The sequence below is a fragment of the Psychrobacillus sp. FSL H8-0483 genome (assembly GCF_038637725.1).
Taxonomy (GTDB): domain Bacteria; phylum Bacillota; class Bacilli; order Bacillales_A; family Planococcaceae; genus Psychrobacillus.
Map to the genome: position 1 here is coordinate 3,201,532 of NZ_CP152052.1, position 20,140 is coordinate 3,221,671.

General features: G+C 35.7%; 19 protein-coding genes, 1 pseudogene and 1 riboswitch. Of the genes and pseudogenes, 7 read left to right on the forward strand and 13 right to left on the reverse strand.

The window, feature by feature from the left end; all coding sequences use genetic code 11:
• Positions 1-360: 360 nt before the first annotated feature.
• Positions 361-1,590: an HDOD domain-containing protein gene (locus MHB48_RS15480; protein WP_342598845.1), complete on the reverse strand. Its 1,230-nt coding sequence runs from the start codon at positions 1,588-1,590 to the stop codon at positions 361-363.
• 158 nt (positions 1,591-1,748) lie between these two features.
• Here MHB48_RS15480 and MHB48_RS15485 point away from each other — a divergent pair, with 158 nt between their 5' ends.
• From MHB48_RS15485 to MHB48_RS15495, 3 genes are all read left to right on the forward strand, one after another.
• The gene (locus MHB48_RS15485) at positions 1,749-2,525 is read left to right on the forward strand and encodes an enoyl-CoA hydratase-related protein (RefSeq protein ID WP_342598846.1); all 777 of its coding nucleotides are present in this window, start codon (positions 1,749-1,751) and stop codon (positions 2,523-2,525) included.
• 385 nt (positions 2,526-2,910) lie between these two features.
• Positions 2,911-4,371: an FAD-binding oxidoreductase gene (locus MHB48_RS15490; protein WP_342598847.1), complete on the forward strand. Its 1,461-nt coding sequence runs from the start codon at positions 2,911-2,913 to the stop codon at positions 4,369-4,371.
• Complete coding sequence (locus MHB48_RS15495; protein ID WP_342598848.1) at positions 4,368-4,907, forward strand: MFS transporter; 540 nt, start codon at positions 4,368-4,370, stop codon at positions 4,905-4,907. Before MHB48_RS15490 ends, MHB48_RS15495 begins: the two co-directional genes overlap by 4 nt.
• Before the next feature lie 109 nt (positions 4,908-5,016).
• Here MHB48_RS15495 and MHB48_RS15500 read toward each other — a convergent pair whose 3' ends face one another.
• The 3 genes and pseudogenes from MHB48_RS15500 to MHB48_RS15510 form a co-directional block, all read right to left on the reverse strand.
• The gene (locus tag MHB48_RS15500) at positions 5,017-5,547 is read right to left on the reverse strand and encodes a dihydrofolate reductase family protein (RefSeq protein ID WP_342598849.1); all 531 of its coding nucleotides are present in this window, start codon (positions 5,545-5,547) and stop codon (positions 5,017-5,019) included.
• A 19-nt stretch (positions 5,548-5,566) separates the two neighbouring features.
• Positions 5,567-6,070 (reverse strand): annotated as a pseudogene (locus MHB48_RS15505) (GNAT family N-acetyltransferase).
• Between the two features lie 74 nt (positions 6,071-6,144).
• Positions 6,145-7,158, reverse strand: coding sequence for a serine hydrolase domain-containing protein (locus tag MHB48_RS15510; protein WP_342598850.1), 1,014 nt, complete (start codon positions 7,156-7,158; stop codon positions 6,145-6,147).
• 289 nt (positions 7,159-7,447) lie between these two features.
• Here MHB48_RS15510 and MHB48_RS15515 point away from each other — a divergent pair, with 289 nt between their 5' ends.
• From MHB48_RS15515 to MHB48_RS15525, 3 genes are read left to right on the forward strand one after another with little or no spacing between them, the layout of a single operon-like run.
• Positions 7,448-8,350 carry a DoxX-like family protein gene (locus MHB48_RS15515; protein WP_342598851.1) on the forward strand — a complete coding sequence of 301 codons (903 nt, stop codon included), beginning with the start codon at positions 7,448-7,450 and terminating at the stop codon, positions 8,348-8,350.
• Positions 8,351-8,361: 11 nt separating this feature from the next.
• Positions 8,362-8,973 (forward strand): DUF4166 domain-containing protein, encoded by a 612-nt coding sequence (locus tag MHB48_RS15520; protein WP_342598852.1) that lies wholly within the window; start codon positions 8,362-8,364, stop codon positions 8,971-8,973.
• Positions 8,963-10,522 carry a YndJ family protein gene (locus tag MHB48_RS15525; protein ID WP_342598853.1) on the forward strand — a complete coding sequence of 520 codons (1,560 nt, stop codon included), beginning with the start codon at positions 8,963-8,965 and terminating at the stop codon, positions 10,520-10,522. Before MHB48_RS15520 ends, MHB48_RS15525 begins: the two co-directional genes overlap by 11 nt.
• A gap of 371 nt (positions 10,523-10,893) precedes the next feature.
• On the opposite strand, the gene MHB48_RS15530 is transcribed toward MHB48_RS15525, so the two are convergent.
• The 9 genes from MHB48_RS15530 to MHB48_RS15570 form a co-directional block, all read right to left on the reverse strand.
• The gene (locus tag MHB48_RS15530) at positions 10,894-12,720 is read right to left on the reverse strand and encodes an APC family permease (protein ID WP_342598854.1); all 1,827 of its coding nucleotides are present in this window, start codon (positions 12,718-12,720) and stop codon (positions 10,894-10,896) included.
• Between the two features lie 147 nt (positions 12,721-12,867).
• Positions 12,868-13,017, reverse strand: a riboswitch (cyclic di-AMP (ydaO/yuaA leader).
• A gap of 101 nt (positions 13,018-13,118) precedes the next feature.
• Entirely contained in the window at positions 13,119-13,901 is a 783-nt protein-coding gene (locus tag MHB48_RS15535; RefSeq protein WP_342598855.1) for a methyltransferase domain-containing protein, read from the reverse strand.
• A 43-nt stretch (positions 13,902-13,944) separates the two neighbouring features.
• Positions 13,945-14,427 carry a GyrI-like domain-containing protein gene (locus MHB48_RS15540; protein WP_342598856.1) on the reverse strand — a complete coding sequence of 161 codons (483 nt, stop codon included), beginning with the start codon at positions 14,425-14,427 and terminating at the stop codon, positions 13,945-13,947.
• A gap of 37 nt (positions 14,428-14,464) precedes the next feature.
• Positions 14,465-15,310: a hypothetical protein gene (locus MHB48_RS15545; protein WP_342598857.1), complete on the reverse strand. Its 846-nt coding sequence runs from the start codon at positions 15,308-15,310 to the stop codon at positions 14,465-14,467.
• Entirely contained in the window at positions 15,297-15,860 is a 564-nt protein-coding gene (locus MHB48_RS15550; RefSeq protein WP_342598858.1) for an AAA family ATPase, read from the reverse strand. The genes MHB48_RS15545 and MHB48_RS15550 overlap by 14 nt, the downstream gene beginning before the upstream one ends.
• Positions 15,861-16,064: 204 nt before the next feature.
• Positions 16,065-16,811: a class I SAM-dependent methyltransferase gene (locus MHB48_RS15555; protein WP_342598859.1), complete on the reverse strand. Its 747-nt coding sequence runs from the start codon at positions 16,809-16,811 to the stop codon at positions 16,065-16,067.
• A 168-nt stretch (positions 16,812-16,979) separates the two neighbouring features.
• Positions 16,980-17,450 (reverse strand): NUDIX domain-containing protein, encoded by a 471-nt coding sequence (locus MHB48_RS15560; RefSeq protein ID WP_342598860.1) that lies wholly within the window; start codon positions 17,448-17,450, stop codon positions 16,980-16,982.
• A 273-nt stretch (positions 17,451-17,723) separates the two neighbouring features.
• Positions 17,724-18,044, reverse strand: coding sequence for a DUF378 domain-containing protein (locus tag MHB48_RS15565; RefSeq protein WP_342598861.1), 321 nt, complete (start codon positions 18,042-18,044; stop codon positions 17,724-17,726).
• Between the two features lie 394 nt (positions 18,045-18,438).
• Positions 18,439-19,368: a DUF1835 domain-containing protein gene (locus MHB48_RS15570; RefSeq protein WP_342598862.1), complete on the reverse strand. Its 930-nt coding sequence runs from the start codon at positions 19,366-19,368 to the stop codon at positions 18,439-18,441.
• 213 nt (positions 19,369-19,581) lie between these two features.
• Between MHB48_RS15570 and MHB48_RS15575 the strand changes: the two genes are divergently transcribed.
• Positions 19,582-20,061, forward strand: coding sequence for a GyrI-like domain-containing protein (locus MHB48_RS15575; RefSeq protein ID WP_342598863.1), 480 nt, complete (start codon positions 19,582-19,584; stop codon positions 20,059-20,061).
• The last annotated feature ends 79 nt before the right edge of the window (positions 20,062-20,140 follow it).

Below are 20,140 nucleotides of genomic sequence, written 5' to 3' on the forward strand. Positions count from 1 at the left end.
TCGTGGAAGTCTAATTTCAAATACTTGAGTTAATTTCATAAATAGTACTTTTTCTTTAAAATGCGAACATTTATCACACTTCGTTGATTGAAGCGGCAGGCGGCGACTCCAGCGGGATGAGTGAGACAGATAAGACATCACAAACGACGCGTGAGCTGTGGTGATGGCTTATCGCTCACCCCGTGGAAAGCGTCCGCCTATAGCGGAAATCAATTATACTTTATTCTGTGTAAAATAAATTTCTTTCGTTTCCTTTAGTATTGTTCGTATTTCCTCATGTAATTCGGAATTATGAAATCGATTCACTTTCTTATCTTTTAACAAAAAAACTACCATCTATTTTAGGATGGCAGTTACTACTTAATTTATAATCTCCGTTGCCCAACGACGAGCTTTAATGTAGAAGTCATTTAAACTGGCATGGTCAATTCCAATAGCATTTGCTCCCTCAATCATGTCATCCCAACGAACCTCATCACATGCAATGGCCAGCTCTAGAAAAAGTGTCATTTCCGTAGTATTACCCAAAAGCGTCTCTGCTACTTCATCTGTAAGTGGTAATTCTACTACTAATTGACTCATTGATCGATGCAATAATGTATCAATTAAAGAGAACATTCCAATTAAGAAATATTCAGAAGCATTGGGTAAAAACTTCCTTCTTGCGAGCAGCTCACAAAATTTCGCTCGAAATAGAGATGCTTCAATAAGGGCCATCCCATCACCAGATTGACTTGCTTTCGATTCACGTAGCAATAATACATACAGCCAATGGTTCAAATCCTCTAACCCCAGCATTAGTACTCCTTGCTTTATCGATCGAACCTTTGAATTTGTCCGAACTGCAGGGGAGTTAATCATCTTTAACACCTTAAAGGAAAGAGAAACGTCTCGCTCTATCTCATCCGAGATTTCCTCAATCGAGGCTTTTTTATCTCGCAGTAAACTAATAATCCGAAAATATTGCGCCATATTCGTTGGTATTTCCGTTCCTTTAATAATTTCAGGCTTGGCAAAAAAATAACCTTGAAAAAGCTCATAACCAGCTGCTTTCGCTTCGTAAAACTGTGCACGCGTCTCCACTTTTTCTGCGAGTAACACGATATGTGGATAATTTTTTTTCACGATTCGTTCAATTGCTTGTCGTTCTGCTAATGTGCTTAATAGAAAGTCGACTTTAATAAATTTCACTAGACTAAACAATTCATTGTAGAAAGAAACATTCTTTTGAAGGACAAAATCATCTAGAGCAATTAAATAACCAAGAGACTTTATTTCTCTAATCTTTTGAAGAATGACCGGAGTAATGGTAATATTCTCCAGAATCTCTACTACAATTCGATCCGAGGATAATTTATTTAATACTCCCTTTTCGAGTAAATTTTCAGTGAAATTAATAAAACATAATTTTTCTCCAGCTAATTCATTAATACCAATTGTGAGAAAAGAATGGGTCAGCACATCTAAAGTAGCGACATCTCCATCTACAGTTGGAAAAGTGTTATCATGACCATTTCTATATAATAATTCATATCCAAAAATATGTTCATTTTTTGTAAAAATCGGTTGTCTTGCAACAAAAATGTCCACTTGTATTCCTCGAATCCTTAAATTTCTAATAATATAATTATACCAAACTGAAAAAATAAAATCGACATATTTTACCGCTTGACGCATAGATGACAGAATACTTATAAAATGATATGTTTTGTATGTATACAGGATTGTATTTGAAGGGGGAGTAATAAATGGAATCAATTCATTACGAACAACAGGGGAATATTGCATACGTCACTTTAAACCGACCAAAAGCATTAAATGCATTTAACTATGATATGCTTCGTGAACTAGGAGAAATTGCAGAGTCCATCCGTATCAATCCAGATATTCGCGTAGTCATTTTTACAGGAGCTGGGGATAAATCATTTAGCGTTGGTGCAGACCTAAAAGAAAGAAAAACATTAACGGAACAACGAGTAAAACGTAATATATATAAGATTGGTGAAGTATTTTCAACCATTGAAAACCTACCACAACCAACAATTGCAATGTTAAACGGCTACGCTTTTGGAGGTGGCACAGAACTTGCGCTTGCATGTGACTTCCGTATTGCAGCAGATGATATTCAACTGGGATTAACAGAAACTAGTTTAGCCATAATTCCAGGAGCTGGAGGTACACAGCGATTACCTCGACTTATTGGAGAAGCAAAAGCACTTGAACTCATCTTAACTGCAAGAAGATTAAAAGCAGACGAAGCATTAGCTTATGGTTTAGTAACAAAAATAACTACTCGTGATAGATTAAAAGTTGAAACAGAAAGCTTTGCTGCACTCATGCTTGCCAATGGACCGATAGCACTTCAACAAGCAAAATTTGCGGTAAAGCATGGTATGAATGTGGACTTACAAACAGGTTTAGCTATCGAACGTAAAGCCTATGAAATGACGATTCCCACAGAGGATCGAGTAGAAGCTTTAAACGCATTCAGCGAAAAAAGAAAACCGATATTTAAGGGGAAATAATAAGAAAAGCACTTTTGCTGCTTTGGACTGAATTTCTACCACACTACTAGCCAGGTTAGTAATAAGTTGAAGGAAGTGGCTGGCTTAACTTTCCACGACTCACCTGTTATGTAAATATTATATATATCCAAAATTTAGGCGCAATTAAACGATCATGTTGTTATTGACGAAAATCCGCTCGCTTTCCGCGGACGAACTGCCAAGCCTCCTCGGGGCAACAGGAAGTGGGTCACGAATCCGTTGTCACATGGATGTGGCGAACTTAGGATTTGTTCCTAAAAGCTCACTCCGGGGTCTTGGCAACCCGTTTTTCCGCAGGAGTCTCGCGGATTTTCGTCAAAAAATATATTCTTCTAAAAAACAACAGCCTATTTAACAGAGCAAAATGTTAAAGGAGGGGAGAGAAATCTTTCAGGTTCGCTACATTGCTATTATTGTATACATAACCTTATTGTTCGGTTCTATCATGCTATTCCAGTTTCAGCAATCTAACACAATTGTAGAAGATCATGGACGGCTATTACCGGTCAAAATGAAAACTGTAAAATCTACCGATGATGAAGAGGAAATGAAAGAGATTATATTAGATGCAGCAAGAAGAGATGATTCCATTTCTATTGCAGGAATGCAGCATAGTCAAGGTGGACAGACACTTTATCCAAACGGTATTTTACTTGATATGAAAAGCTATAATAAAATACTAAAACTAGATGAAGAGAAAAAATTGATTACTGTACAAAGCGGTGTCACTTGGGCCGATATTCAATCTTATATTAACCCCTACGGACTTGCGTTAAAGGTAAGTCAATCTCAAAACATTTTCACAGTTGGCGGTTCATTAAGTGTAAATGTACACGGTCGTGACATTCAATATACTTCATTAATAGAGTCGGTGGAATCTTTTAGATTGCTTGATGCAGAAGGGAACATCATTCATGTCAGTCGAGAAGAAAATCCTGAACTATTCCATCTGGTCATTGGTGGCTACGGTTTGTTCGGTGTAATTCTTGATGTAACTTTGCAATTGACGGACGACGAACTCTATCAAATTCAAACAAAATCTCTAGCTTACGATAAATACAGTTCTTATTTTACAACAGATGTCCTCCAAAATAATGCTGTAAAAATGCACCTAGCAAGAATTTCAGTTGCCCCAGATAATTATCTAACAGAAATGTATGTAACCGATTATTACAAGACTGACGATCAGTCACATTTAACTAATTATACTACGCTCAAACGTGAATCAATCATTGCAATTCCAAAGCTTTTTCTCGGTCTGTCTCGAATAAATGACTGGGGAAAAAATATGTTTTGGAAAACGCAAGAAGCATACAATCAAAGAATTGATGGCACTTTTATTTCAAGAAATAATAACGTGATGCGTTCGGAATCGACCTTTATGGAATTCGACAGTGCAAGCAAAACAGAAGTATTACAGGAATACTTTGTGCCAGTAGATCAGTTCACTCCCTATATCGATAGCTTAAGAGAAACGCTCCAAGATGAAAAAGATTTTAGCCTGCTCAATATAACTATTCGATATGTGAAGAAAAACGATGAAGCCGTCCTGTCTTATGCCAAAGAAGATATGTTTGGGCTCGTTATGTTAATAAATCAAGGAACTAGTGAAAAAAGTATTGAAGAAACGGGTGAAGTCATTCGGAAAATGATTGATGTAACCTTAGCGCATGGTGGAAGCTATTATCTCCCCTACTATAACTATCCTACGGAAGAGCAATTAGAAGTAGCATATCCTAGAGCACAAGAATTCTTTCAAATGAAGGAAAAATATGATCCTGATAAACGGTTTTTAAATCTTTTCTATGAGGAGTATCACAAATGAATTACAGAAGATTTATGATCTATCAAGGTATTATAGGAATGGCAGCAAGTATGATTTTCCCATTTTATGTGTTGCTGTTAAAAAATGTCGGTAGTAGTTATTCGCAATTTGGGTGGGCATATGGTTTGTTCGCTCTTACAGCAGCCCTTAGCTATTCATTGATTGGCAAATTTGCCGACAGAGTAGGAGATAAAATTCTGTTGGTTATCTATTCGTGGGGCATGGCACTCATTTTACTCATTTTTCCTCTTGCCTTTGAGATTTGGCATGTTTATATCCTTCAAATTGGAATGGGTTTATTAGGGGCAGTTCAAAAAAACTCGGAAAAAACAGTTCTAGCCCGCACTGTGCAAAAAGAAACGGCGGGCAGAGAAATTGGCCGTTACCATGTATGGACATCGGTTGCTGCAGCTATCGCAGTTATTGCTACGGGATATTTAATTGATTTTCTAACCATTGGAAGTATCTTTTATCTAGCTTCAATTGTTTTTGCATGGAGCGGATTTTATATAATGAAGCTGGAAATAGTGAAGTAAATGAAGAAACTCTTCCAAAGTTCAAACTGTTGGAAGAGTTTTATTGTCCTATTCATTAAAAATCCCTTGATTCATTTCCTCACCTATTGTTGAACTTATGCTTTCCCACCTATATCCTCTCGTAATGAAGTTGGGCAAACTGGTTGAATCGCTTCATATCTTTTAGTGTCAACTCAAACTCAAACTCTGCTTCTTTAAACAAAGGGATGCCCTTGCCAATAGCAGTCGGCGCTATCGTAATGATAAATTCATCTACTAATCTTTCTTTCAGAAAGAAGTGTAATAACTCTCCTCCACCAACAATCCAAATATGTTTCCCTTCAGCTTCTTTCAATTTATTTACGAAACTGACTATATCTTCATGTACAAATTTAGCATTTTCATTCTCTCCACTAACCGTTTTAGAGAAGACATAACAATCTTTATTTTTATAAGGAAAATTTTCACCTTCCATATTTATTATCCATTCGTAGGTTCTTCTTCCCATCAGAATAGTATCGACAGTTTCGTAGAATTCAGAATATCCAGCGTCTCCTTCACCGTCTGTTTTAAATAGCCATTCTAAAGAGTCATCCTCCGTCGCTATGTATCCGTCTAAACTTGTTGCAATGTATAAGATTATTTTTCTTTGGTTCTCCATTCCAGCACCCCACTTGCTTTTATTCTTTAGACCCTGAATAGATAGAATGATTTTTGTTAAAAATGAATGATTCTTTTTCTTTTCTGAAACCAATTTTCTCCGCCACGCGAATTGACGGCATATTGTTGGGATCAATAATACTTATTAATTTTAATAAACCTAATTGATCAAAGCCATAATCCCTACATCCTTTAGCAGCTTCAGATGCGAATCCCCTTGACCAATACTCTTTATTAACATGGTAGCCAATTTCAACTTCCACTCGATCATCTACTTTTTGCTTAATAAGACCGCAATCACCTATTAATTCTTTCGTTTCCTTCAGACATATCCCCTATAATCCAAAACCATCTTCATCGTATCTTTGATGGTTTATTTTAATCCAATTTTGCGTTTGTTCCAGGCTAAATGGTGCTGGGTAATATTTCATCGTTTCAGCATCTGAAAAAATAGGATGCAAGGTGAAAATATCATCTTCTTTGAACTGTCTCAAAAATAACCTTTCCGTTTCCATCATAATCATGATATGACCCCTCTCTATTTCCTTGGCTTACACTCCTCCTTACAATTCTTCCCCTTTGAAATCATTCAAAAGTTTTACAGACATCTCATCACAGTATCCCCGAAGGATCTAATGTCTGGTAAATAATCAAATCCACCAGGAGAACCAAAACTATTAAACATTCGAACTGCCACTACATTATGCTTAGGTATAACTAATACCGCGACTCCTGTATAGCCTAGAATCTGATAGGATCCTTTCGGAACTAGTTCACCTATTTCTGATTTTTTAGCAGGCAACTCTTTTACAAACCATAGAAATCCATTTTGTGGAAGATCAACATCTATTAATTTAGGACTTTGAAGTGTAGTCGCCAACTTTAAAACTTCTTTATCCACGATTTGCTGCTCATTTATAAAGCCCTCTTTTAAATGAATGTAACCCCAGTACGCCAATTCCCTTGCAGACACATACATATTCATCTGATCACCGTCAGTACTTTTAAAAGGGTGCCAATTTGGCTCACCAGGTTCTCGAATCACCTCTGCGAGTTTATCATTGGATTCCGCGTACCAGCCGCTCTCAGTAAAGTTTAACGGTTGAAATACTTGTTCAGATAAAATTTGACTTACCGTTTTCCCTGTTGTATTTTTAACAATTTGCGTTAGTAGATGTATATTAATCCCACGATAAGCCCAGCTTTGTCCAGGAGCAAATTCGCGAGAAATATCTCCATCATTTTCCTTTAATCCATGCGTATGTGTTAATAAATTCCTAAGAGTCGACCCATTTAAGAGGTTAGAATCAAGTTCAGGTAGATATTTTGTTACTAGATCATCAATGGACGCTATATATCCGTGATGCACAGCATACGCAACTGCAAATCCAATATAACTCTTTCGCACAGAAGCAACATGAAATTGTGTATCTTCTTGAATAGTTCTTGCGTTCGGAGATTTTGAACCGCTCCCCCAGTAATTCTCTGTAACTACTTGGTCGTTCTCTATAATAACAATGGCTGCACCTGAACCGTCGACCGTACTGTATGTATTATGAACATGAGATATAACTGGGTTGAACTTATCGTTTAAATTTTTATTAATAAACATCCTATAACCTCTATTCAAAAATATTTTATTCATCCGTTTCTTATAGCCATACATCTATTAGCCATGATAAACTTCTCATTCTACAATGACTGAAAAGCTTTTAATTAATATCCAAACTCTCCCATCAACCTTCATAATCCGTTTGTTGTCTTCCGTTTCACCTATTAGTCTATTCTTCAACACAAGAGAAATCTCCTTTATCTTGTGATAAGCTTACCCTTAGATATCTATTAATTCAGTCCTCTAATAAGGGTTTCCATATTACATTTATATATTGGAGGTGTGTTTTATGAAGAGTAAACCAATTTATGTTGAAATAACGATTAATTCAGAAATGGAAAAGTTATGGGAAGCAACGCAAAATCCTAAGCTACATGAGCAGTGGGATCTCCGTTTTTCTTCCATCACTTATTTACCAAAGCAAGAAAATCAGCCGCAGCATTTTTTATATAAAACTAAAATTGGTTTTGGTTTAAGCATAGCTGGATTTGGAAAAAGTGTTGGTACTTTTCAAGCAGAAGATAATTCCCGAACATCTTCCCTGCACTTCGGAACGGATCAAGCTATTTCCATCATTTCTGAAGGGAAAGGCTATTGGAAGTATAAGCCCGAGCATGATTCCATTAAATTTCTTACACAATACGACTATCAAACTAATTTCAGAGCTATCGGTAGGTTCTTTGATTTTCTAATTTTTAGACCGCTAATGGGATGGGCGACTGCTCTGAGTTTTGATGTATTAAAGAGATGGCTTGAGAAAGGAGAATCTCCTTCCTCTCAATATGGACGATTTTTCGGGCATTGGATGATTACCTTTTTGTTCTTCTTTGTATGGTTGTATCAAGGCTTAGTGCCCAAATTAATAACCATGCACCCACAAGAAATTTCCATGACAAAAGACCTCCTTTCTTTGACTACGAGCCAGGCAACTACTATTGTCGCTACGATTGGAATAGCGGAAATTGTCTTTAGTTTGATCTGGTTACTTTATAAAAATAAAAGAAGACTACTAGGTTTACAGTTAATCCTTTTTCCTTTGCTCACTTTTTCGGCCATTATAGCTGAACCAGCTGCTATAAGCCATCCGTTCAACCCTTTGACTTTTAACATAGCTTTATTTGTCCTTTCCATTTTTGGATTTTTTATCAGTAAGGAAGTGCCTTCTGCCAGGAGCTGCAAACGAACAAGATAAGGAGCATGAACATGTCTATTTATAAACAAATACTGGGCGATCAGTTTTATAGCCTTCAGCCAATGCTCCAAAAGAGATATGCACTGCCTAGTGGAAAATCTTTTCAAGCAAGCGGAGTAATGAAAAAGATACGTAGAGGCCCTAAATGGATGTTCCCTCTATTTTTATTAGGAACACATTGGAAGTTTTTATTTCCCGAACATGGAGAGGACATCCCTTTCACGATCATGAATACGAGTCAAATCGGACAAAACGGCGAAAAACAAGTCCACTGGAAGAGAACGTTTTACTTTCCAAAGAAGAAAAGATATTTTAATGCGCTTATGAGTATGGATATGGAGAAGGGTGTCGTAAAGGACTATTTAGGAGAACCACGTTTATTTTACTCGGAACTGATTTTCTTTGTTACAGAAGTAGGCCATATGCAAATTGAATCAAGAAAGCAACGATTAGTTATGGGCAAGATTGAAATTCCATTGCCAAAAATCTTGCAAGGAATCGTTCAAGTAACAGAGCATTATATAGAAGAAAGGGATGCTTTTTCTATACATGTCCAAATCCAAAATCCATTAATCGGCATATTATTTGAATATGAAGGGGAGTTTCGAGCGGATGACTTTTAAGCAAATTGTCTTACTACATACTATTTTATTTCTAATTGTCGTCATTTTTAATGTAACCCCTTGGTACTTTTTAATGTTAACTGTGGCTCAGCTTTTATTTGTTCCACTTACTTTGCAATTAATCTTGAAAAAAGAAAATCGACTCTATTATTATTTTGCCATACCCGCATTCGTGTCAGTTTTCATTTTACAAACGACGACAAATACTAACTTAGATCTATTATTTGCAACTATTTATCTACTATTCACATTCCTTGTAGCTATATATGGACTCAGACGTTTTATCCAACGAGGCTTTGCCCACATAGAGGAGTTTATGATTGATGCTGGGATGATGTATTTGTTCATCGGTGGTGTTTGGTTTTTTGCCTCTGTCACAGAAATAGATACAGGGTTTTCACCGATTCTTACTTGGCTAACAGCTATACACTTTCATTATTCTTCATTTTTATTACCTATTTTCTTAGGGTTTCTCGGTCGTTTACAGAAAAGCACTGCCTACAACATAATCTGTACGATAATATTAATATCCCCTATTGTTGTTGCACTAGGGATTACATTCGCTCCTTGGCTTGAACTTATTTCAGTAGTTCTCTATATTACTGGGATCTATGGATTCATTGTTTTAGCTTTTCAAGCACCATTTCCAAGTGCTTTGCAAAAAAGTTTGGTACTCATATCATTTGGAGCGTTAGGTATCACGATTCTTTTCTCTTTGCTGTATGCTGTCGGAAATGTTTTTGGGGTTTTTCATGTAAGCATTAACTTTATGTTGAAATTTCATGGGTTCTTCAATTGTATATTATTCGCTTTATGCGGGATGATTGGATGGTCTATTTTCACACCTCCTACTAAAGAGTTAGGATGGAACTTTCCAATCAGCAACATGAAAGGAAGGTTCTTCATTGGGGAGAAGATTTTATCGGAGAACATCGGTACCAATAGTTACAGTGGCCTTGTTGATCATATGGAAATGTATGTAGAAAGAGAAACACTATCCCCTACTATCATCGATTTTTATGAAAATACAAGTCAGTACAAGCTTTTTTCTGAAGTACATTGGCACACTTGGTTTAAACCATTTGCGTCAGTTTATAGGCTAATTAGTAGCAAAGTACAACAACTAAACCTTCCATATTCCAATAAACAAATGGAGATGACTGGTGACATCATCGCAGTAGAAGATGGTCGCTCAAAAACAAGAGCGTGGATACGAAAAATAGAGAAAGAAGTTATTTTTGTTGCTCTCTACTCTACCCATCAAAATAACAATAAACCCTATATGAATATCGCCTTGCCACTCCCTTGGTCGTCGATGATTGGGATACTAGAACTACATCAACAAGAAGAAAAGCTTGTCCTAACAAGTAAAGGAACTAGCGATTCCGATGCAGGAATTTATTTAGCATTTAGTAAAAATGTTTTCAAACTACCTTTACAAGAACAATTTCTTCTAGAAGAAATAAAAGAAGGAAAACTTCGAGCTAAGCATCAAATGCGAATTTTTTCATTTCCCTTTTTAACCATTAAATATGTAATTGACGGTTAAAAAGGAAATAGACGTCAAATAAAAAGAAAAACCCAACCAATAGTTGGGCTTTTCAGACTGTAGACAAACTCAATTTTGGGTGTACAGTGTTGTATAGTAAATTCGGCAAGGACCACCACTTCGCTTTCCGTGAGCTTGGCTTCAGCCTCCTCGTCACTGCGTTCCTGCGGGGTCTTCTGCTCAAGCTGTTCCCAGAGGAGTCTTCGTGGTGGTCCTTGCCTTATAAACAATTCCTTAGAGATATCCACTATCTTTATTTTTATTATATAAAGCAACCTCTTTAGTAATATTTATTATTATTCATAACCGTTTAAAAAAATACTTTTGTCGTCAAGCTGAAAAGCCCAACCAATAGTTGGGCTTTTCTAATGTTACTTCTTAAAATGATAAGGTACCGTTGTGACTACTACATCTTTTCGATAAAGCAAAATTGCTTTAATAAGTAAACTAGACTGGTTATGAAGAATATTATGCCAGCCTTTTTTCGGAATAAACTGCGGTATCAATACCGTTACTCGGTAGTTAGATTCTTCTGCTTTATTCTCTACTTTGCTAATAAATTTGGATAATGGTTGAATAATGCTTCTATAGTGTGAGTAAAGGGTCACTAACCGAATATCTGGTTGCCATTTCTTCCACTTTTCTTCGAACGATTTTTCATCTTCTTTATCGAAAGCTACATATACGGCTATAATGTGTGCTGGATTTAGTGATTTCGCATAGTTCAAAGAGTTCTCCACTACATGGGTTATTCCCGCAACAGGGACAAGAATAATATTCCCTTCAATTGGCATAACAGGTTCACAAGAAGATATACTTAGCTGTTCTCCAACAGCTACATAATGTCTTTTTACTTTGTGAAAACCTAAAACGAGAAGGGGCAAAAAGATTAATACTGCCCAAACCTGACCAAATTTAGTAATAAAGAAAATCATCATAACTGTGAAACTAATTAATGCTCCAACAAAGTTAATGGTTAGTTTACCAACCCAGCCCTTAGGTTTTTCACGGAACCACTTCACTAGCATCCCTGTCTGGGATAGTGTAAATGGAATAAATACCCCTACAGCATAAAGTGGGATGAGTTGTTCCGTTTCGCCTTTAAAGATAACAATGAGCAGAATCGATGTAATTCCAAGTGTGATAATTCCGTTAGAATAACCTAACCGGTCACCTCTCATTTTATACATACTTGGAATATATTTATCCTTCGACAGATTAAAAGCCAGTAAAGGAAAGGCTGAGTACCCCGTATTTGCAGCGAGAACAAGTATCAAAGCTGTTGTTCCTTGGATAAAATAATACATATAATTTCTTCCAAACGTTTCAGATGCTATTTGTGAAATAACAGTTTCCTCCACTTTCGGTGAAATACCATAATAAAAGGCAAGCACTACTATTCCTACCAATAAAACAGCAAGTAAAGAGCCCATTATTGCTAGTGTTTTAGCCGCATTTTTAGCACTAGGATACTTAAAGTTAGGTATCGCATTAGAAATTGCTTCCACACCTGTTAACGCAGAACTACCAGAAGCAAATGCTCTAAGTAACAAGAATAATGTAATCCCTGCAACTGGAGTGCCAATTGGTGCATGTAAATCAGGTGAGACATTCCCAGTTATTATATTAAAGAGTCCAACTCCAATTAAAATAAACAACGCAAGCACAAATAAATATACAGGATACGCGAGAATTGATGCGGACTCAGTAATTCCCCGTAAATTTAAAATGGTGATTAAAATAACAAGTACACTTGCAATTAACACATTATGATCATGTAAGCTTGGAATAGCGGAAGTAATAGCGTCCGTTCCAGCAGAGACACTTACCGCAACAGTCAAGATGTAATCCACTAACAAAGATCCACCTGCAATTAAACCAGCATTTTCACCCAAGTTTTCTTTTGAGACAACATATGCACCTCCACCACGTGGATAAGCAAAAATAATTTGTCTATAGGACAAGATTAGTGCCAGTAATAGGACAAGTACACCTACTGCAATTGGGATGGAATACCAGAAAGCTACTGTCCCAATCGTCATTAATACAAGTAATATCTGTTCTGGACCATAAGCAACAGATGATAAAGCATCCGAAGATAGGATAGCCAAAGCTTTCGTTTTATTTAGTTTTTGATCACCTAATTCAGATGACTTCAATGGGCGACCTATTAAAAATCTTTTTACTACTGATAACATAATTCCACTTCTTCCTTTAAATTGTTGCTTTCCCCAACATAATGCCATCCCTAAATGATTATTTTAAACCATAAGAAACAACAAAAAAGCCCACAAGGCATAAGTAAATAGCCTAGTGGACTCTATTTCATTCGTCTCACCAGCTCCATCTCCTCTCTCATTACGCTTACGAGGTTAGCTGTCGGGTTTGGGCTAAAAGAGTAGCCCTACCTACATACGTAGGATTCACCCCATATGACTCCTCAAAGCCACATAAAATGGGTCCCCCGTTCCGATTGGATTAAGCGATATAGAAATATGAAACTGGCGTTAATATTACTCTTATTTTTGTATCTTGTAAATAAAAAAATGCGAATATTTACGAGTATTTTTTACCGACAATCAAGACTCTTTATTCACTACTTTGCTTTTCCACAAACATAAATTATTTCATAGCTATCATTACTAATAGGCGTCCCGTTCCAATCCTTGTATACATGTAAAATATCAAACCCATTTTGAAATAATGTTCTTTCCATTTCCTTTGGATATGTGTATCGTAAACTTATTTTTGTTCTTTTTTCATCCACTACATTGCTATCTTCATTTTTAAACTTCCTTATAGTAGTGTAGTGTTGGATTTGACTTAAAGCATCGTAGTTACTAATTGTGTAAACGTCTACCTCTTTATGACAAGTTATGTCTTTATACGTTTTCCAATATTCTTCAGTACTTGGTTGCAGTAACTCTTCTGCACTTGGGAACCTTGTACCAAATATAAAAATCCCATCTTCCATTAAGTGTCTATGAATAGAAGTTAACAGCTGATTTTGTGATTCATTCGTATGGAAATGTTGAATAGAGTTTCCGACCATATAGATCAACGGACTTTTATAATTTAAATCGAGTTGAGCACAATCTTGCGTTATCCATTCAATTTGTAGATTAGACTCTTCCATTTTTTTCTTTGCAAGCTCGAGCATGCCAGCGTGAAGATCTACTCCAATTAAATTATAGCCTTTATTAGCTAAAGGAATCGTAATTCTTCCTGTGCCACAAGCTAAATCAATTATTGGACCATCTTTCTTGGAAGCCCACTCCAAGAGTAAAGGAAGTTCTCCAACGTATGCATTATTTTCAATATCATATACAACAGGATTATCATATTCCTCTAGATTGTCTGTGAACATTTTATTTGTCATGAGGTTCTCCTTCTTCACTTAATCCTTCGAACTATTCATATCATCATAATCCTCTTTCTTTTACCGGCACATATAAATCAATCTTGCATTTCCCTTCCGGATCAGCTGCAGGATTATTCATATTAAATTCTAAGTTGTATCTATCGTAATCTGCCTCATAATCGGTATTAGGCAACCAGTTTTTATACATGTATTCATATGATAGATTTAATTTTTCTGGTGCATCATAAAATGGATAAAAAGCATACAGTCCACCATCTAGCCTTTTAAATTGCATATCAGAATGATTTTCTTTTTCAAAATCTTTAGGAATAGTGACACAAGCATCGTGACGACAGTTATCTCCTTCTACTAAACTTGGATTATCTAAAGATATGCCGATAAAATGCTGGTGGGGTGGAAAAAGATCATTATTTACGGACCATTGAATTAGTTTCCCCCAATGAGCTTGAGGTTCAAAATAGCTTCCTATACGACGAACAAACGCTACTTCATATTCAGGTAATTTTTTTATTAATACATTCATTTTCTAGTCTCCTTTATTAAAAGAAAAGTGTGTAATTTTATTTATATTGATACAACCAATGTTTCACTTGTTCTTCAAATTCCTCGTTTTTCCATGCTACAATAGCTGCCATTTCTCCATAGTTCTCTATCTGATTCTGAAAAAACATATCTCCAATAAAATAGGCTAATCGACTGTGACCAAATTTGGTTCCTCCATTAATAGAAAACCACTCACGATATAGTTCATCTGGTGTTAAAGATAAATAGTCATCTGCAAAAGCTTTTATTATTTCTTTTGTATTTGCTTGTGCAAAAGTTAGCCATTCGTAGCCATCACTGTTATAGGAAAAATAGATAGAAGGATGCACGTTTATTACTGTCTTACGTGATAAATGTGTTGCTGCTCCTTCTTGATTAAGCCAAAAAAGCGGGCTGTTCCAGTGAATTTTTTCCCAATCCATTCCTGCTTGATCTGATAAAATGTTTTGTGCCAAATGACCAAATTCATGCGCAACAATTACGCTCAAATGATCGGGGTCTGGAGATAACTTTTCTAATGCAAACGTGATGTTCGGAATGATTTGCCGATACGTATAAGCATTTGAGCCATATCCACCAACAATCAAGTTAATATCCACAGGGAAAGAAATCTGATACAGCTTCTCATATTCTGCTGCAATTTCTTCTATAATGGGTAAAATATTTTTATGCACTTGCTTGATCGCAGCAAAATGCTGGGGGTATTTTTTAATCGATTCACAATGCCTTTCTTCTGTATCTTTACAATGAAAAGCAAAATACTCTTCAAAGATATCTGGATATTCCGCATAGTAACTTCGCAAAAAGCTAACGGATGGTTCATAATTGTTTAGAAAGGAAGGAACTGTATCAATGATTTTCAAGGTTAAGTCCTCCTGTTATTCCATGTGATTCAGTTACATAATTAATAACGTCATTAAAGTAGCTTTCTAAAGGTTGCCCAGAATCAACGACTAAATAAGGAACATCAGAAGGTCTTTTACTACCATCTACCGCATGATGAAAACTTTCCTCAGAACTCACTTCTTGTATCTGACTTATCATTCGTTCACGTTTTTTCAATCTATTATTAATCTCTTGTATGTCTTTCAGATAACACTCCACATATTTGTATGTAGCATTATATTTTTTCGCTAAATAAGTACCTTTATCTATCATCTCTGAATATAAACATGGAGAATCATATATGACATCATGTCCTTGTGATAGATGAAATTCAATTAGTGACCAATCAATACTATAAGAAATCGGACCAGACATTTCCAATTCAATATTGAGTTCTTGTGTGGATTTTAACAACGCTGATTTCGCAATATCATGATCGACAATTACTGCATTTGTATTTTTAGCTATCAAACGCGCCAAAGTGGACTTCCCTGCCCCTGGAAAACCCGACATTTGAAGAAAAAACATGTTTTACACCTCCCCATTATGTAAAAGTTTATTAATTGAAGATGCTCTCGTACTTCTTCCATTTCATTATTAATTAGTCTTTCCAAAGAATAGTCTTTCGCGTCATGTAAAGAGGACTAACACCCTCTTTGGTCTATATAAATCATTTCTAAATTACTCTCCTAATGGTCCACCGTGAAGAAGAATTTTACTGATTTACTCCAATTACAACTTTCGACTTTTGATAATTATTGTAGTGGGTATAGATTTTGCTTTTTCGAAAGAGTACCATCTATTTTCATGCCTTTGAATGTCTTCTTCCGAGCAATACACATCCTCTATCACTTGCTCAATCTTAAATCCACAATTTATTAAGCTATTAATATATGTGCTAACTTTAAATTGTTGCATAATAGCTGGATTGCCCCATCCCTCATGATCGTAAGGACCTTCCTCATGATAGGATTTATCGAAAGTTAAAACGCCACTTTCATTACTTACTCTGCTATGCAATGGATGCTCCCAACTAAAAATAAATACGCCCCCTTGTTTCAGGTATTTATTAATATTTGTTAAAGTTTTATCTAGATTGGTTGTCCATCCAAGGGCATAGATGGAATAAACAATGTCAAAATAGTCACGTGGCAATCCAGGATTCTCTTCCATTGGCGATTCAAATAGTTTAACTGGTGTAGTACAATTCTCTAATAATGACCTTGCTGCATTTAATTGGTTTTCAGATAGGTCTAATCCCCATAGCTCCGCTGCATTCCGTTCATTCATATACTGTAGAGAATGGCCACTACCACAACCTATATCTAACACTTTTAAATTCGTAATATCTCCAAATAGATTAAGATTATCTTCAAGTGGTGCCATTGGTCCATATTCAGGAAGCGGATTTCTACCATAAAAACGTTCTGCCGCTTCGTTCCAACTATGTTTATTTGTTTTTAGCGTCTTAACATTCATTCCCCTATACCTCCATCCCAAGAATAGAGTAAATTCTTGGATCATCTTGATCATACTTTGCGTTTTTGTAAAGGTAGTACCTCACTAACTCTTTTGTTCTCCGTCTTTCATAGCTATTGGTATTTCTTGAATATTTCTTGAATAGTTAATTCTTCTCTAAAAAATTCTTTATTTTTTACTTCCATTTAAAATTTCTTCTATTTTTTTAAGAACTATCCTTTTTCGCATAGCCTCTGCTGCTAAAATACTGTCTCGCAAATAAAATGGAATCTCCTCGTGATTAACAATTTCAGCAGTTGTCAGCCAATGAATAGATTCAACTTCATCCAGGCTTTTTGCATACGGATCTCCCTTATCAAATTCACAAAGAAATACAATGTCCACAACCTCTTTTCCATTAGCTGATATAAATGAAGTACTCCGAACATATTGTATGGTGTTCTTCACTTCTACTCCCACTTCTTCAAACAACTCTCGTTGTAACGTCCTTTCCAAAATATCGTTAGAATCACCTTCATGGTCTACTGTTCCACCAACTAAGGACAATTCTCCTCCTGCGTGTTCTTCCATTTTGCTCCTTCTGATTAAGAGCCACTTATCCTCTTTATATACAGCACCTTCGACATTTACTATAAACATCCATATTCTCCTTTCCAAAAACTCCATAAAGTAATCTTCGTGATATGTTTCGATATTTCCTTTTTATCTCCACTCTTCTTCGATGCAAATTTCTATTCAAGTTGTCCAATCAAAAACAATAGGTTGCACTTAACTAGAATGGTTGGAAGCACCATCGACTTATAATAAAAAAACTGACGAACCTAGTTAAAGGCCATCAGTTTTTTCGATTAAGCATATTGTGATCGATTGAAGTATATCGTACCAAATGACGAAGGACTTCCATAACAAAGCTTACTTCTCTTTTTTCGAATTTCCCTTAGAAGCATCCTTTATATCTGTAAAGTCTGGTTCCTCACCAAATTCCGTCCCATAGTTGAGATTTCCCTGACGGGTTCTGTCTACTTCGACGTCGACGTCTTCTACTGGTCTAAACAGAAGCGGTATGCATACCAATCCACTTAACCCTACAAGTCCAAAAATCACTCTAGATATTGCCGTAGTCTCACCACCAAATATGGAAGAAATTAAATCATACCTAAAGAAACCAATTAGACCCCAGTTGATTGCACCAATAATAACTAGGAATAAAGCAATCCGATGTAAAGTTCCCACGGATGAACACCTCCTTATTTTTTAAACGCTCTAGGAAGATATCCTTCCCATTCGATTCTTAGCGACGATGTTCAATTAAATCGATGGCCATAAACCAAAGCCAATAATCGAACTCGTAATTAACGGTGAAATGTTTCTATGTTACACAATACAACACCAGTAGTTTTCGTACGTTCTCCATAAAAACATTCCTCTCAATAATTGCTAAGATTCGTTCTTATCTTTTGCAATAAACTTCGGTTTATACAATCCAATGCAATTTGTGCTTAATTGAAAAATGAATAAAGTTAAAAAATGCTCAAATTAAGAGGAAATATCAATTATTTAAATATCGTGGATAATAAATAAAAAAGTCGATATCCTATATAAGGATTCGACTTTTCTTTTATTAGGCTTAACATGAGGATTTATTTTGTAAATGAACTCCTCCAACCCACCAATTTATTTCCACTAAATCCACCCGGTTTTTCTTCCCGTTCAATACGTCTAAGCCATGAGTCGTTAATTGTAACGTAGCATTTGATGGAGAGAGTTTATAACTAGGTAAAGGAAGATCACTTATCAGCAATGGATTTTTCCCTTTCATTAATTCATTTAAAATTGCTGCAAACAGTAGATCACTTAACCCATCATTAACTCTTTCTTTAGATACTCGATTGAACAATGTATTAAAATGACCTACACCTTGGTCGATTAGCTGAAGCGTTAAGTATTCCACTTCATTTAGCCCGTTTTTAGGAGAAGGAAAATAGCTTCTATGCTCCTTTAATACTCGAAGTAAAAAAGGAAGGAAATGACGTTCTGTTTGAATCCATTTTTCAATTTCCTCTGCATCTTTCGAGTTATATGCATTCCATCCTGAAACCGCTTCACGAATTTGTTCCATAGTAATCTCTTTTTTATGATCTATTAGAGCCAATAATTGTTCGGAAGATAACTGTCCTAATCCATGGAAAGGATAAATACCAGGATATTGATTAATACTTATCATCGATAGCTTTCCAAAGCCTTTTGACGATAATTCTGTTAATAAATACATGAGCATTGTTTGGTCAAATTTATCATGCTCAAACCAAAGAACAACCTCTTCCTTCTTTGATATATTATTCAGTAAGTTATTTTGTTTTTCACAATTAGAGATAAAAAAAGCTGACGGTATTCCAAGTCTTTCTTCAAAAAAAACAGCACGTCTTTGTATTTGCTCAGCCTTTGACCACTCTAAGCTCAGCGGACCAAAGTCATACATTTCTCTCCATACAATAATTTCTCCATCTATTCCTTGGATCTTATTTCCAACTACATCCCCATTCACAATATGTATCATGCACATCCACCTCTCATTTTAGGCTTTCTATATTTACTACCAAGTCTTTAATTATATTGTTGAGCAATTAACTCACTGTTATCTAATTCTTCATTATTTTGGATATCTCCTTTTCATGTGTTAAAAATTGAAACATATCGTAAAGTTAGAATATAATTTAATTTAAATTAAATATGGTGGAGGAAAGATGATAGAAGGAGAGGAGTAAAACGAATGCAATATCGTATTGTTGAAAGAAATGCTTTTCAAGTAATTGGGATTAATCGAGAATTTCCTTATGATGTAGAAAATGGAGGTCTTCAAGCATATCAAAATTTTTGGACTGAAATACATGAAAATGGAACCGTAGATCAATTAAATGATTTAAAAGAAGGAGAAACAAAGGGACTATTAGGCATCTGGGCAGAGGTGAATAAAGAGGAAAATAGAATGGACTACTATGTTGCTGCAGAATATAACGGGAACGTGCCACATGGATTAAAAAAAATCGACTTTCCGGCTGCCAAGTGGGTTATTTTTGAAATAAAAGGACCTTTCCCTTCCGCTATAGCAACTATGTGGGAACGAATTTATTCCGAATGGTTCCCATCTAGCGGATATGTACCATCTTCCATAAAACCTTTTGAAGTGTATTTGGATACTGATGCTACTAATCCGAATACGTATAATGAAATTTGGGTAGCAATTAAATAACGTTTCACTGTTTCCTTTACTAAACTGTTTATATATATATTGCCTGTATACACCGTAATGTTGCTAGTAAGCAACCAAT

Bases quoted from the DNA above. Each gene is read 5' to 3' on its own strand.
- MHB48_RS15500 (WP_342598849.1), bottom strand. From the start codon at position 5,547: ATGGAGAACCAAAGAAAAATAATCTTATACATTGCAACAAGTTTAGAC.
- MHB48_RS15495 (WP_342598848.1), top strand. From the start codon at position 4,368: ATGAATTACAGAAGATTTATGATCTATCAAGGTATTATAGGAATGGCA.
- MHB48_RS15525 (WP_342598853.1), top strand. From the start codon at position 8,963: ATGACTTTTAAGCAAATTGTCTTACTACATACTATTTTATTTCTAATT.
- MHB48_RS15555 (WP_342598859.1), bottom strand. From the start codon at position 16,811: ATGAATGTTAAGACGCTAAAAACAAATAAACATAGTTGGAACGAAGCG.
- MHB48_RS15515 (WP_342598851.1), top strand. From the start codon at position 7,448: ATGAAGAGTAAACCAATTTATGTTGAAATAACGATTAATTCAGAAATG.
- MHB48_RS15530 (WP_342598854.1), bottom strand. From the start codon at position 12,720: ATGTTATCAGTAGTAAAAAGATTTTTAATAGGTCGCCCATTGAAGTCA.
- MHB48_RS15560 (WP_342598860.1), bottom strand. From the start codon at position 17,450: ATGTTTATAGTAAATGTCGAAGGTGCTGTATATAAAGAGGATAAGTGG.
- MHB48_RS15535 (WP_342598855.1), bottom strand. From the start codon at position 13,901: ATGACAAATAAAATGTTCACAGACAATCTAGAGGAATATGATAATCCT.
- MHB48_RS15550 (WP_342598858.1), bottom strand. From the start codon at position 15,860: ATGTTTTTTCTTCAAATGTCGGGTTTTCCAGGGGCAGGGAAGTCCACT.
- MHB48_RS15520 (WP_342598852.1), top strand. From the start codon at position 8,362: ATGTCTATTTATAAACAAATACTGGGCGATCAGTTTTATAGCCTTCAG.
- MHB48_RS15485 (WP_342598846.1), top strand. From the start codon at position 1,749: ATGGAATCAATTCATTACGAACAACAGGGGAATATTGCATACGTCACT.
- MHB48_RS15510 (WP_342598850.1), bottom strand. From the start codon at position 7,158: ATGTTTATTAATAAAAATTTAAACGATAAGTTCAACCCAGTTATATCT.
- MHB48_RS15490 (WP_342598847.1), top strand. From the start codon at position 2,911: ATGTTAAAGGAGGGGAGAGAAATCTTTCAGGTTCGCTACATTGCTATT.
- MHB48_RS15575 (WP_342598863.1), top strand. From the start codon at position 19,582: ATGCAATATCGTATTGTTGAAAGAAATGCTTTTCAAGTAATTGGGATT.
- MHB48_RS15540 (WP_342598856.1), bottom strand. From the start codon at position 14,427: ATGAATGTATTAATAAAAAAATTACCTGAATATGAAGTAGCGTTTGTT.
- MHB48_RS15570 (WP_342598862.1), bottom strand. From the start codon at position 19,368: ATGATACATATTGTGAATGGGGATGTAGTTGGAAATAAGATCCAAGGA.